The following is a 14075-nucleotide window of genomic DNA, read 5'->3' as shown; positions in this document are numbered from 1 at the left end:
TTGCCAGACAAGAAACACACCGTTCACATCAAAATAACGGATGTTTCAGAAAAAATTTTCTACGCTTTGTCGAGGCCATACAGCGTGTGCAGGGTGCGAACCGCCAGTTCCGTATAGGCCGTATCGATCAGGACCGAGAACTTGATCTCGGACGTGGTGATTGCCCGGATATTGATCTGGCGCTCGGAGAGGGCGGCGAAGGCCTGCGCGGCGACGCCGGCATGGCTGCGCATGCCCGATCCGATCACCGAGACCTTGGCGACATCGGTTGCGCTGTCGATGCGGGCATAGCCGATCTTGGCCTTGGCTGCGGTGATGGTCTCTTTGGCCCGGGCATAGTCGGTGGCCGGCACAGTGAAGGTCAGGTCGGTGGTCTTACCGTCTTCGGAGACGTTCTGGACGATCATGTCCACATTGATGTTGGCCTCGGCCAGCGGCACGAAGATCGAGGCAGCAACGCCTGGTTTGTCCTCGATCTGGCGGACGGAGATCTGGGCTTCGTCCTTGGAAAAGGCGATTCCGGTGACGACGTGGCTTTCCATGATTTCCTCCTCGCTGCAGATCAGCGTGCCCGGCGGGGTGCCGTGCGGGTCGATGTCTTCGGGTTTGTCGAAACTTGAGCGCACGAAAATCGGCATGTTGTGGACCATGCCGAGTTCCACCGAGCGGACCTGCAGCACCTTAGCGCCCTGCGACGCCAGCTCCAGCATTTCCTCGAACGCCACCTTGTTCATGCGTTGTGCTTTCGGCACGACACGTGGATCGGTGGTATAGACGCCGTCCACGTCGGTATAGATGTCGCAGCGGTCGGCCTTGATCGCGGCAGCAATCGCCACTGCCGAGGTGTCGGATCCGCCGCGGCCCAGCGTGGTCACGCGCCCGGTCTGTTCATGGATGCCCTGGAAGCCGGCAATGACGGCCACTTCCTTGCGCTCTGTGAAGCGCTTGATGATTTCCTTGCCGTCGATCTCTTCGATCCGGGCCGATGCGTGGGCGTCTGATGTCTTGATCGGGATCTGCCAGCCCTGCCATGAGCGGGCCTGGATGCCGACAGCCTGCAGCGCAATCGCCAGCAGGCCAGCGGTCACGAGTTCACCGGACGCGACGATGGCATCGTATTCCCGGGCATCATGCATTGGCGACACTTCGCTGCACCAGGCCACCAATTCGTTGGTTTTGCCCGACATCGCCGACACCACGACCGCGACTTCATGACCGGCATCGACCTCGCGTTTGACGTGTTGCGCGACGTTGCGGATGCGGTCGATGTTGGCGACGGACGTACCGCCGAATTTCATTACGAGCCGGCCCATGACGAGTGGTGCATTCCCTGACGACAGAGGGTAAAGATACCGCGCATGACGTGCGCGGGCGAAAACGCGCGTATACATAGCGGCGGGGATGGGGGCAAGCAACCCGGGTTCCTGATCCCTTGGAATGACCCGAGACAGGCAATTGGACGGCGGATGGGGCGCTATATCGACGATATCCTGCAGCCGGGCGAGAAGGTGCTATATTCCAGCAACTTGCACTGGATAATTTACTGGAAGGGCATTCTAGGATGGATCGTGGCCGCCGCGCTTTTGATGCTGGCCGGCCCGACGGTGATGCCGGCATCCTTGATCGGGGCCGGCCTTGTTGCTGTGCTCGCTCTCTACTGGACGCTCGTCGCTTGGTTCCGGCGCTGGACGACAGAGACTGACGTGACCACGCTACGCGTTGTTCACAAGGAGGGCTTCATCACGCGGAAGACCTTTGAGATCAGCATCGACAAGGTTGCCAGCGTCAGCGTCGACCAGAGCATTCCGGGGCGTATTTTGAACTACGGCAATGTCGTCATCGAGAACATGGGCGACGACAAGCAAGTCATCACGATGATTGCGTCGCCGCTCGCATTTCGCAGCCACATCACAGCGCGATAGGACAACGGCTCAACAATGGCCATCCAAGCAAACTTCTCCGACGCTTCTGCATCCTCCGTCGATGCCAGCGAAGTCGCGAAATTCTCGAAGCTGTCCGAGGAATGGTGGGACCCTCGCGGCAAGATGGCGCCGCTGCACAAGATCAACCCGCTGCGCCTGACCTATATTCGCGACGCCGCTTGCCGCAAGTTCGATCGCAATGTTCGCAGCCTGAATTGTCTGAGCGGATTGCGCATGCTCGATATTGGCTGTGGCGCCGGCCTGCTTTGTGAGCCGTTCACGCGGCTCGGCGCACAGGTGATCGGTATCGATCCCTCCGCCACCAATATCGCTGCCGCCAAGCTTCATGCCGAGAAGGGGCATTTGTCCATCGACTATCGCTGCACCACTATCGAGGACATGGACAAACGTGAACGCTTCGACATCGTGCTGGCGATGGAAGTGGTCGAGCATGTGGTCGATGTTGGTGCGTTCCTCGATCGCTGCGCGTCGATGCTGAAGCCCGGTGGCCTGATGGTGGTCTCGACGCTGAACCGGAACTGGAAGAGCTTTGCGCTCGGCATCGTCGCCGCTGAATATGTTCTGCGCTGGCTGCCGCGGGGCACCCATCAGTGGGACAAATTCGTCACCCCGGACGAACTCGCGCATCATCTGTCGCGCAACAAGCTGGAAATCACCGAACAATCAGGTGTGGTCTACAATCCGCTCGGTGACCGCTGGACGCTGTCGTCCGATATGGACGTCAATTACATGGTTGTTGCGGAAGAAGTGTAGCATTTCAGTTCCGCTTGCCTCTGCCTCTGCCTCGCCAGTTCACGTCAAACCCCATTGAGAATAATCACCGTCGGTGCCTGGGGCAGCGTATTGAGTGATATCGTCAGCGTTTGGGCGCTGCGCTGGTCGATATCGAACTGCTTCCCGACCTTTGTCATGAAATCGCTGAGCGGCGTCATGAAGCGATGCATGGGGAGCACGACCGAGGCGCGTAGCCGCCTGGTGATTTCGGATACGCCGTCGAGGGACATCGTGTAGCTGCCATCGATCGGTACCATCAGGATGTCGAGGCGACCGATCGCGGCGAAGTGGCTTTCGTCGAGTTTGTGGTGCAGATGGCCGAGATGGCCGATGCACAGGCCGGCCACCTCGAAGATGAAGATCGAATTGCCGTCCTTGACCATCTCGCCGCCGGCGTCGTCGCTATAGTAACGACGGATGTCGGTCGTGACGTTGCGGATCAGCACGTCGCCAATGCGCTCATGGATCCGTGCGGGCTGCCCAGCCTCGCCCCATCCGTGCAGCACGGTCTTGATCCGCGGGTCCGGATTCAGCGTGTAATGAGTGCTATGCGCCCGGTTCATCGTCACGACGTCCGGAATGCGATCGAGCTTGTAGACGCCGTTATAGTCGGTGGCGATGGTCACTCCGCCGGGTGTGTCGATGTAATAGGTGGAGTGTCCGGCATAGGTGATGGCGACTTCACCGGCCTTCGCCGCAGTCCGGCGCAAACTGACTGGAACCGCGAGTGGTGGCCGTGTGGCCATTGCCAGACACTCACTTCCCCGCGGGGTATTTTGCGCGAGTGCCGGCGTAACGACCCAACTCGGCGCCCAACAAGTCAGGGCTCCGAGAACGACAGACAGAAATCGCAGCATGATCCGGCAGTCTCCGAATGCGCTTTGCTTCAATGTATCGCCAAAAGCGGACGCCGCAATACCGGTTGTGGCGTCGAAAACTGCCCAAGATCGCATCGCGCGATGTGGATGCTCGGGTGTCGCGATGGGATAGTCGCCATGCTGCACGGACTGACACGTTGCCGAAGGTAAGGTGGTCGAGTAGATTTTGTGATCAATACCGCGAGCACTGCAGTTGTCATCGGATTCAGTTCAGCCTTGGGAATTCGTCAACCGCGACGATCGTGTCGCGGCGTTGCGGTCGGATTGGGTATTCGACACGGCGATGCTGCTGCTGACGCGGCCGCTTGATACTGCGATTGCCGAGATACTCCAAGCCATAGGCGCGGCCGCCGGCGCCGATCGCGCGTGGATGTTCGAATACGACGCTGACCATTTGCGCTTTCGCAACACCCATGAGTGGAGTCGCGGCGGGGTGGGGTCATTTGTGCAGGACCTGCAGCATGTGCCGGTCACAATGATCGGCTGGCTGCATCAACGGCTGGTCCTGGGGCAGGCCGTGATGGTCAATGACATCGAGGCGCTACCACGCAGCGCTGGTCCGCTGCGCGCTGAATTTATCCGGCAGAACAACAAAAGCGTGCTCAGTGTGCCGGTATTTCATGACGGCAGGCTCGTCGCCTGTATCGGTTTCGATGGGGTCACAGCATCGCGCCGGTGGTCGGATGAAATCCCTGATCTGTTTCGTTGTGCCGATCTCATCGCGGCGGCACGCTATAGTCGGTCGGCGATCACCTCCGGTAGGAAAGATTCGCAGGCTGCACATCCCGCACTGATTTATTTACGCCGCGCGCACGGCGTTGTCGGTACGCCATTGACCGAAATCGTCGGCCTGCGCTCTTCTAAAGACTATACCGAGGTGTGGCTGGTGGATGGCGCGATGGTGCTCGATCCAAGGCCGCTGACCCAGTGGCTGGGCCTGATTCCGCCGGGCTGGTTCGTGCGCATCCATCGCACGGCCGTGGTCAATCATCAGTTCGTGCGCGAGGTCGTGCGCCGGTCGAGCGGGGCATGGCAATTGCGCCTACACGATTATGAAGACCACTGGCCGGTGTCGCGCGCCGGCCGAGCTGAGCTACGAGCGCATCTTGGCATTTGAACTACATCAAGCGCGATGAAGGTGAGTGCGTTAACGACTCATATTCTCGTGCTTGATTGCCATCAGTCCCCCGCTGATCATGATTTAATAAATCGTTATCAACGTCAGAAGAACGAGTTTTTTGTGCCGCATGTGTTGCTGCGTTTCAACACGCAAAAATCCTGCTGCGCATTCGTCGAACCTGTAGGTCGATTCGTCGATCTTTGATTGCGACTCATTATACGATCGCATGTTTCATGAGCTTCACTCGCGTCAATCTGCGAGCTGGAGTTGGATCGTGAAGCTCCCACTATCTTTCGTCGTCAGCTCAGCGCGCCGCAGCCGCTCGGGCAAGAGCAGCGGCACCGTCGTGCGCCGTGCTAACACATTGATGACGTCGACAGCCAGGACGCTGTCGCTTGCCGGCCCGTTGCTGGTTGTTGCGGCGATTGCTTCATCGCAAGCGGTTCATGCCCAGTCCTCCGGACTTGGCGGCACTGGCGGCGCTCACTCTACCAGCGATCCGAAGACGGGTGGGGCAGGCGGCGTGATCGATCCGGCGAATGGCGGCGGCGGCGGTGGCGGCGGCGGCAGGGATGCCGACAACACCCATCCGAAAGACGCCAACATCGGCGATGGCGGCAAGGGTGGCAGCGGTGCGCATGCCACGGGAGGAGGGCTAGGCGGCCTGGGAGGGGTTCCGGGGTTTATTGGCTCGCAACTGGCGGGCGGCGAAATCCAGGGGCAGGCAGGACAATACGGCTGGTTTCCCGAGAAGGGTCCCGGCGCAGATGGGACCAGCTGGTTTCACGGAATGGGTCATGACGGCGGTAGCGGCGGCGGCGGCGGAGGAGGCGGCACCGGCGCGATCTTCAGCGGGTCATTCGTTCCCGGCAACCTGTTCATTGCAGGCGGCAGAGGCGGCTACGGCAGCGTCGGTGCGAGCGGCGGCAGTGGCGTGTTGGCCTTTTACGGCACCTTCATGGCCCCCGGTTATGGCGGTGGGGGCGGCGGAGGTGGCGGTGGCGGCGGCGGCGGAATAGGTCTCTTCTCCAGCGGAGAGGTTTTAGAAACGCTTGCACCGACGATCAGAGGTGGTCTCGGCGGTTGGGGCGGCGCCGGCGGTGGTGGAGGCACTGGCGCCCCCGATACTATCGGCAACTATTGTCCCGGCGGACAGCCGCCCTGCATCACCACCGCAACCGACGGCGGCGTCGGGGGCGATGGCGGCAGTGGCGGCAATGGTGGCAACGGCGGTGCCGGCATCCTCGTCTCAAGAGCGCGCCTGACGGTCATTGAGGGCGGCGCATCGGTGCTCGGTGGCGCCGCCGGCGGCGGCGGGGCCGGTGGGTCGGGCGGCCAGGGCGTTTCCGGCGGCAATGGTGGCAATGGCGGTGCTGGCGGCAGCGGCGGCGATGGCGTCGTGTTGACGAATCCCGGCACTATACGCGTCGATCGTGGCGGACTGGTGCAAGGCGGCGATGCGGGGGTCGGCGGCGCCGCTGGCCCGGGCGGCGGCGGATGGGAACTCGGCAATGGAAGCAGCGGTCACGCCGGCGCGAATGGAGCGGGGGGAGCCGGCATCTTCGGGCAAAGCGCCGGCATAACGGTTGTTGCCGGCGGGACGATCGAAGGCGGGCGGAATATCGACGGATCGCGCGCCGCGGCGATTTTGTTCACCGGCGGTGGCAACAGGTTGGAGCTCTGGTCCGGCTCGAACATTACAGGCGATGTCGTCGTCGGTCTGAATGCTAGTAATCCCAACATTTTTGCGTTGGGCGGCTCACAGAATGCGACTTTCGATCTCTCTGCACTCGGCACGAAGTATCGGGGTTTCTCAGCGCTGGAAAAAAATGGCGACGCCGTCTGGACGCTTTCGGGAATATCGACGTCCTTTGACGGCGATTTGCGCGCCAACGCCGGCAGTCTGGCCTTTGCTGGCGCCAGACTGACGACGGCCAATGGCTATGTTGGCTATGACAGCGGTGCCGATGCCAATGTCACCGTCTCTGGCCCAGGCGCATCGTGGCTCAATACCAATCTGTTCGTCGGCTATCGCGGCAACGGCTCATTGCTGATTGCGGGTGGCATGCATGTGACTGCAGCTACCGCTTCGATTGGCAACGATGCGTCCTATGTCGCGCATGGCACGGTGAGGGTCGATGGTGCAGGGGCGGCGCTCGATGTCCAGACCCTGAGGATCGGCGCAGCGTCTGTCGGCGCGCTGACGGTGAGGAATGGAGGCGCCGCGAAGGCGCGCACGATTCAGGTGGGCGCCCCCGGCGTCAGCGGTGCATTGAGTATCGGATCCGAGCCCGGCGCAGCGGTTCTGGCGCCTGGTGTTGTGACAGGCCCGGTTGAACTCGCACAAAGCGGCACGCTCAATTTCAACCATACGAGCGGGGATTATCTCTTCAGCAACCTCATCACCGGCAATGGCGCGATCAATGTGCTGTCAGGTACCACGATCCTGTCCGGTCGCAGTGCTGCTTTTACGGGTACCACGGAAATCCTGAGCGCAACGCTTGGCGTGACCGGACAACTCGGTGGCACGGTCAATGTCGATGCGGGCGGACGCCTTACCGGCAATGGCTCCGTCGGTGCCGCCACGGTGCTCAACGGTGGCACGCTTGCACCTGATGGCACGGGCCGTCTGACGGTGAACGGAAACCTGTCGATGCTTGCCGGCAGCGCCTTCGATTTCAATCTGGGTCATTTCTCGGCCGGAGCGATTTCAACGACGTCAGCGAGTGTCTTCGTCAACGGCGATGTTTCGCTCCACGACGTGACATTCAACATCAGTGGTACGGGTGCGCCACCGGTTGGATACTATCGCATGATCAGCTACACTGGCGGTTCGTCAATCTCCGGACTAGCCACCGGCACGACGCCCCCGATCTCGGGACTGTTTCCCGTCACCTATTCGATCGATAGCTCACGGCCCCACGTGGTGGATCTTATTGCTTCGCCCAACGGCACTGACATCCTCCAACGTTGGGATGATGCGTCGAGTGGTACCGCGGGTGGCAGTGGAGCCTGGAATGCGCTTAACAATAACTGGTTTGATCTGGGCGGCGTTGCCAACACCACGTGGGGCTCCATCTATGGCGTCTTCAACGGCCCAGGCGGTACGGTCACGATAGATGGATCGCAGAAATTCTATGGGCTGCAATTCGTCGGCGGCCACTACAACCTTGTTCAAGGCACCGGCGAGCTACGGCCAACCGCGCTGGACGGCTCGGACGGTAGTGGTGAGCTGCGTGTTCTGTCGGGCGAGACGGCGACGATCTCGGCTCCGATCGTAGGTGCCGGTGGTGTGAACAAGACGGGGGGCGGCACGCTCGTGCTCGCTGGCACCAGCACTTATACCGGCGGCACAACCATCAGCGGAGGCACGCTGCAGATTTCGTCGAATGCAAATCTCGGCGACGCAACCGGCGGTCTCAGCTTCGATAACGGCGTCTTGCATACGACTGCAAACATCGCCTCGGCACGCGACGTGTCGTTGCTTGGTATCGGCGAGATCGATACCGACGCTGCAACGGCGCTGGCGCTTACCGGCACGGTGTCCGGTGGGGGCAGCCTGGTCAAGGCCGGCGATGGCACACTGGTGTTGTCGAACGTCAATAGCTGGACCGGCGGCACCGTGCTTGAAGCCGGTACGCTGCAGCTTGGCGCTTCTGGTGCACTGCCCAGCGGCAGTGACGTGATCGTCTATGGCGGCAAACTCGATCTCAACGGTTACAATACCACGACTCATTCGCTGATCGGATTCGGTGGCGAGATCGCGCTCGCCAGTGCGCAACTGACGCTCGATCAGGCGAGCGATACAGTCATTGCAAGTGCAATTACGGGTGTAGGTGGCAGCCTCGTGAAATCCGGCAGTGGCACGTTGCTATTGTCTGGGGCGAACACTTACACAGGCGGAACAACAGTGTCCGGCGGCGCCGTTGCCGTCATCGCGGACGCTAATCTCGGCGCGGGCTCGCTGATGCTCTCGGGCGGCACGCTGCTGACGCTCGTCGATATCGCGTCCGCGCGAAACGTCGTGCTGAGCGGCAACGGCACGATCGAGGCACTGTTCGGAACGACATTTTCGACAACAGGAAATGTCTCGGGGGCTGGCGCCCTGATCAAGGACGGCTGGGGCACGCTGGTCCTGGCAGGCGTCAATTCTTACAGCGGCGGCACGACGATCAATGCCGGCACGCTGCAGATCGGCAATGGCGGCACCACCGGCACACTGTCCGGAAACGTCACGAACAATGGTGTTCTGGCATTCAACCGATCCAACAACTTCTTCTACAATGACGTCATCTCCGGTCCGGGCGCTGTTATCCAGGTCGGCGCAGGCCTTACGGCGTTTAACAATGACAACACCTACCGCGGTGGCACGTTGATTTCTGCCGGTACGCTGCAGCTCGGCACTGGCAGCACAGCGGGCTCTATCATCGGCGATGTCATCACCAACGGCACGTTCCAGATCTTCCGTTCCGATGTCTACACATTTGGCGGGACGATCACGGGAACCGGCATGTTCCGGAATGTCGGCACCGGCACGGCGGTCCTGACGGCAGACAATACTTACAGCGGTGGCACGGAGATCGCGCGAGGCATTCTGCAGATAGGCGATGGTGGTTTCACCGGATCGATCGTTGGCAATGTCATCAACAATGGCGAACTCGTCGCGAAGCGCGACGGTCTGCTGACATTGGCGGGTGCCATCTCCGGCAGCGGTTCGTTTGCACAAAGCGGTCCCGGCATCACCCGCCTCGACGGCATCAACTCCTATACGGGCGCCACCGACGTCAAGGCCGGCACGCTCAGCGTCAACGGTTCGATCGCCGCGTCGTCGCTGGTGAGCGTCGAACGCGGCGCGACGCTCGGCGGCAACGGCATCGTCAGCACCGCACAGATCCTAGATGGTGGCATGCTGTCGCCAGGAAATTCGATCGGGCTGCTGTCAGTACAAGGCAATCTGACATTTGCTGCAGCTTCGAGCTACATGGTGGAAGTATCTGGCTTGGCGGCGGATCGGACCAATGTCACTGGCACCGCGTCGCTCAACAATGCAGGCGTTCGCGTCAGCTTCGATCCCGCGGCCTATGTGCGTGAACGCTACACGATTTTGAATGCCGCAGGCGGCATTACAGGCTCGTTCAGCCCAAATATCGTCAGCGACGAGCCGCACTCGTTCATCACGACGCTGAGCTACGATGTTCAAAACGTTTACCTCAATGTCGATCTGAAGCTGACGGGTCTTAATATCAACCAGAACAACATCGCCTCGTCTCTGAACACCTATTTCAGCACCCATGGCGGCATTCCCTATGCGCTCGGCGCGATGGCACCGGAAGACCTCACGCTGTCGTCGGGCGAACTCTCAACCGGCGTTCAGCAAAACACCGTGCAGGCCATGACGCAATTCATGGGCGTGTTGATCGATCCTTTCGCTGCCAATCGCGGTCTCGCGACTGCGGGCACAGATTCGAACGCCTTCGCGTCGGCGGATCGTTCAGCGGCATCGTGGCGCGATGCCTACGGCACAATCACCAAGGCGCCACCTGCGGCGGCGAGGTTCGAGTCGCGCTGGAACGTCTGGGCCGCCGGTTTCGGTGGTGGTCAGATGACCGACGGCAACACGATCGTCGGTTCGCACAACAGCAGCGGCCGGATCGGCGGCATTGCCGTTGGTGCCGATACCTGGTTGTCGCCGGAGACGCTGGCTGGCTTCGCCGTGGCTGGTGGGGGCACCAGTTTCGGCCTCACCGATAATCTGGGCACCGGTCATTCGGATCTGTTCCAGGTCGGCGGCTTCATTCGTCACCATGAAGGATCGGCCTATCTCACCGGCGCACTCGCTTATGGTTGGCAGAACGTTACCACCGAACGGCTGGTGACCATCGTCAATGCAGACAGGCTGCGCGCGAACTTCACCGCGCACGCTTTCTCGGGGCGCGCTGAAGGCGGCCATCGCAGTGTGCTGCCGTGGCTCGGCGGCATGGGTTTGACGCCCTATGCCGCGGGCCAAGTCACGAATATCGATCTGCCGGCCTATGCGGAAACGGTTGTCGCCGGCAGCAGTAATTTCGCGCTGAACTATACCGCGCGTAATGTCACAGCGACCCGCAGCGAACTGGGCTTGCGCACCGACAAGTCATTCGCACTCGACGGTGCATTGCTGACGCTGCGTGGACGTGCGGCCTGGGCGCATGATTTCAACCGTGACCGCTTGGCACAGGCATCGTTCCAGTCGCTGCCCGGTGCGAGCTTCGTGGTGAATGGCGCGGCGATGGCACCCGATGCTGCGCTAACCAGCGCGAGCGCGGAGGTCATGCTCGGCAGCGGGCTGTCGGTTGCGGCGACCTATGAGGGCGAATTCTCAAATCTCACCCGCAGCCATGCGGGCAAGGGCGTCGTTCGCGTCGTCTGGTAGCCGGATTGGAGGCGGTCGCGGTCGCATTGCAGGCATGGGCATGGGTCGCTTGACCCCAATGTCCTTGACCCAAAGGCGCGGCGCAGTCAGGTTCCGCGCCATCGTACGCGGACCCTTTTTGCCTCATGTTCACCATCGCCTCGCTCTGGATACCCTTTACGATCATCGCCTCGCTGGGGCAGGTCGCGCGCAATGCCATGCAGCGCTCGCTGACCGGGCCGCTCGGCACCTGGGGCGCGACCAATATCCGTTTCCTGTTCGGCTTCCCGTTTTCGATCGTCTTTTTCGTGGTGATCATCCTGGCGACGGGTGACAAGGTGCCGTGGCCATCAGCCGAATTCTGGCCGTGGCTGCTACTCGGCGCGCTGAGCCAGATATTTGCGACGGGGCTCATGCTGGCGGCGATGAATGACCGCTCCTTCGTGGTCACGACGGCCTATCTCAAGACCGAGGCGATCCAGACCGCGATTTTCGGTTTCGTATTTCTCGGCGATCATCTGACGGCGCTGAAGGTCGCGGCGATCCTGATTGCCACCATCGGCGTCGTGGTCACCGCGCTGCGACCCGGCGCGACCAGGGATATCGCCAGCATCCGGCCGACCGTGCTCGGACTGGTCGCGGCGGCCGCTTTCGCGCTATCGGCCGTCGGCTTCCGCGGTGCGATCATCACCGTGCCGGGCGTGAGCTTCGTGACCGCGGCGTCTTATGCGCTGGTCTGGGCCCTGTTCGTGCAAACGTTGATCCTGACCATCTATCTGCTGGCACGCGCGCCAAAGGTGCTGAGCGACATCCTCGGCCTATGGAAACCATCGATGCTGGCCGGCTTCATGGGGGCGGCTGCCTCGCAATTCTGGTTCCTGGCTTTTGCGCTTACGGCCGCTGCGAATGTCCGGACGCTGGCGCTGGTCGAGGTGCTGTTCGCGCAGGCCGTCGCCTATTATTCGTTCAAGCAGCCCCTTTCGGCGCGGGAATTGTCTGGGATCGCGCTGATCGTCGTTGGGGTGGCGATGCTGGTGGCGGTGTAACGGCGCAGTGCGTGTGATGTCTCTTTCGTGGGCGCTTCTGCTGCGATAGGACTGGTGGCAGCCCTCCCGTGCCGCCCCCGAGACGAGATCGATGCGTATCCTGCCTTTGCTGTTCCTGCTGCTTGTCGCCAGCCCGAGCTCGGCGGCTGAAGCAATCGTCAAGGACGGCGATACGATTCAGATCGGCAATGTCGTTTACAAACTTGCCGGCCTGGACGCGCCGGAGGTCGATCAGCCCTGTGTCGATGAACATGCCGACAACTGGGCCTGCGGCGTCGAGGCAAAGGACCAGTTGGTGAAATTGATCGGCAAGCGCGAGGTTCGCTGTGACGATCGGGGCGAGGACAAGACCTACAAGAACCGCCGCTCCGGTCTCTGCAGCGTCGTTGGCGAGACGGGTAGCCTCAATCAGGCAGTGATCCGATCAGGCTATGCGGTGAGCGTCGAACCGTCGGACAAGGCAAGCGCCAAAACCAGCTTCAAACCAGATGAGACCGCTGCCAAGGATGGGCGCCAGGGCCTGTGGCGCGGCTGTTTCGTGACGCCCGCGGAGTTCCGCAGCAAGGCCGCCGACAGCCCGCTACTCGGTTCGGCCTGCCGGAGCGACAAGGACAAGGAGCTGCGCGCGGCACTGTTCCCCACCGATCTCACGATGCCGACCGGCTGCAATATCCGGGCGAAACAGGTCCGCCGCGCCAAGTTCACCGGCCATGTCGGCGTCTATCTCATTCCCCAGTGCCGGAATTATGCGACCCAGCCGAAGCCGGATCGCTGGTTCTGCAGCGAGGACGACGCCCGCGCCGCGGGTTACCGCAAGGCACTCAATTGTCAGGCCCCCAGTCGCCGCAACTGAGCGATGAGCCGGTGGCGCTGGACGCAGCGGGCTGAACCACGTAGCAAATCAGGACGCCGGAACGAGCCGGGCTAGCACGCCACAGCTTATTCCAGCATGCGAAATCCGGAGTAAAGCGCGTGGCCGAGAGTAACAGTTCGTCAGCATCGATCGAAGCCGTTGAGCGCAGTCTGGCCTCAGCCGGCTATATCGCCAGCCGGCAGATCGCCACCGCCGTCTATCTCGCCGAGAAGATCGAGAAACCGATTCTGGTCGAAGGCCCAGCCGGCGTCGGAAAGACCGAACTCGCCAAGGCGATCGCAGCCTCGCGCGGCCTCGAGATGATCCGCATGCAGTGCTACGAAGGCCTCGATGAGGCCAAGGCGCTGTATGAGTGGAAATACGCCAAGCAGCTGCTCTACACCCAGATATTGAAGGATAAGCTCGGCGAGGTGCTGGGCGGCGCCGATACGCTCGACAAGGCGCTGAATCAGCTGCATGATTTCGGCGACGTCTTCTTCTCCAAGGAATTCGTCGAGCCGCGCCCGTTGCTGCGCGCGCTGGAACAGCCGATGGGTTGCGTTCTGCTGATCGACGAAATCGACAAGTCCGATGCCGAATTCGAATCGCTGCTGCTGGAAATCCTGTCAGATTTCCAGGTCACCATCCCCGAGCTCGGCACTGTCGTGGCCATCGTACCGCCGACCGTGATCCTGACCTCGAATGGCGAGCGCGATCTTGGCGACGCGCTGAAGCGCCGCTGCCTGCATCTGCATATAGGCTTCCCTGAACCGAAACTCGAAGAGCGGATCGTCGAGACACGTGTGCCCGGCGTGTCCGCGATACTGCGTAAGCAACTCGTCGGCTTCGTCAATCAGGTGCGCACGCTGGATCTGAAGAAACTGCCGTCCGTCAGTGAGACCATCGACTGGGCGAAGGTGCTGGTGCTGCTCGGCGCATCAGAACTTGGCCATGAGATGGTCAAGGACACGCTCAATGTCCTGCTGAAATACGAGGGTGATATTGAAGCGACACTGCCGCAGGTCTCGGGCTTCGTTGCCAAGGCCGACCGGCAAGGCGTGTTTGGTTAG

Annotated in this window: 9 protein-coding genes; 7 read left to right on the top strand and 2 right to left on the bottom strand. The window is 61.4% G+C overall.

The features are described 5' to 3' along the window. Positions 1-59: 59 nt before the first annotated feature. Positions 60-1313: an aspartate kinase gene (locus AC1RLZ_RS24785; RefSeq protein ID WP_371422989.1), complete on the bottom strand. Its 1254-nt coding sequence runs from the start codon at positions 1311-1313 to the stop codon at positions 60-62. Positions 1314-1466: 153 nt separating this feature from the next. On the opposite strand from AC1RLZ_RS24785, the gene AC1RLZ_RS24780 reads away from it, so the two are divergent. Then, positions 1467-1922, top strand: coding sequence for a PH domain-containing protein (locus AC1RLZ_RS24780; protein ID WP_493190770.1), 456 nt, complete (start codon positions 1467-1469; stop codon positions 1920-1922). Positions 1923-1937: 15 nt separating this feature from the next. Beyond that, complete coding sequence (gene ubiG, locus AC1RLZ_RS24775; RefSeq protein WP_371422988.1) at positions 1938-2696, top strand: bifunctional 2-polyprenyl-6-hydroxyphenol methylase/3-demethylubiquinol 3-O-methyltransferase UbiG; 759 nt, start codon at positions 1938-1940, stop codon at positions 2694-2696. Positions 2697-2740: 44 nt separating this feature from the next. On the opposite strand, the gene AC1RLZ_RS24770 is transcribed toward ubiG, so the two are convergent. Next, a complete protein-coding gene (locus AC1RLZ_RS24770; RefSeq protein ID WP_493190769.1) occupies positions 2741-3574 on the bottom strand; it encodes an MBL fold metallo-hydrolase in 834 nt (277 codons plus the stop codon). A gap of 214 nt (positions 3575-3788) precedes the next feature. Between AC1RLZ_RS24770 and AC1RLZ_RS24765 the strand changes: the two genes are divergently transcribed. From AC1RLZ_RS24765 to AC1RLZ_RS24745, 5 genes are all read left to right on the top strand, one after another. Continuing rightward, entirely contained in the window at positions 3789-4712 is a 924-nt protein-coding gene (locus tag AC1RLZ_RS24765; protein WP_493190768.1) for a GAF domain-containing DNA-binding protein, read from the top strand. A 277-nt stretch (positions 4713-4989) separates the two neighbouring features. Then, a complete protein-coding gene (locus AC1RLZ_RS24760) occupies positions 4990-11127 on the top strand; it encodes an autotransporter-associated beta strand repeat-containing protein (protein WP_493190767.1) in 6138 nt (2045 codons plus the stop codon). Between the two features lie 125 nt (positions 11128-11252). Beyond that, positions 11253-12152, top strand: coding sequence for an EamA family transporter (locus AC1RLZ_RS24755; protein ID WP_092150176.1), 900 nt, complete (start codon positions 11253-11255; stop codon positions 12150-12152). A 91-nt stretch (positions 12153-12243) separates the two neighbouring features. After that, entirely contained in the window at positions 12244-13005 is a 762-nt protein-coding gene (locus AC1RLZ_RS24750) for a thermonuclease family protein (RefSeq protein WP_493190766.1), read from the top strand. 119 nt (positions 13006-13124) lie between these two features. Continuing rightward, the gene (locus tag AC1RLZ_RS24745; RefSeq protein ID WP_493190765.1) at positions 13125-14075 is read left to right on the top strand and encodes an AAA family ATPase; all 951 of its coding nucleotides are present in this window, start codon (positions 13125-13127) and stop codon (positions 14073-14075) included.

The sequence above is a fragment of the Tardiphaga sp. GW822-FHT04G09 genome (assembly GCF_058800725.1).
Note: the sequence above shows the minus strand (reverse complement) of the source record. Positions and strands in the feature narration are given on the sequence as shown.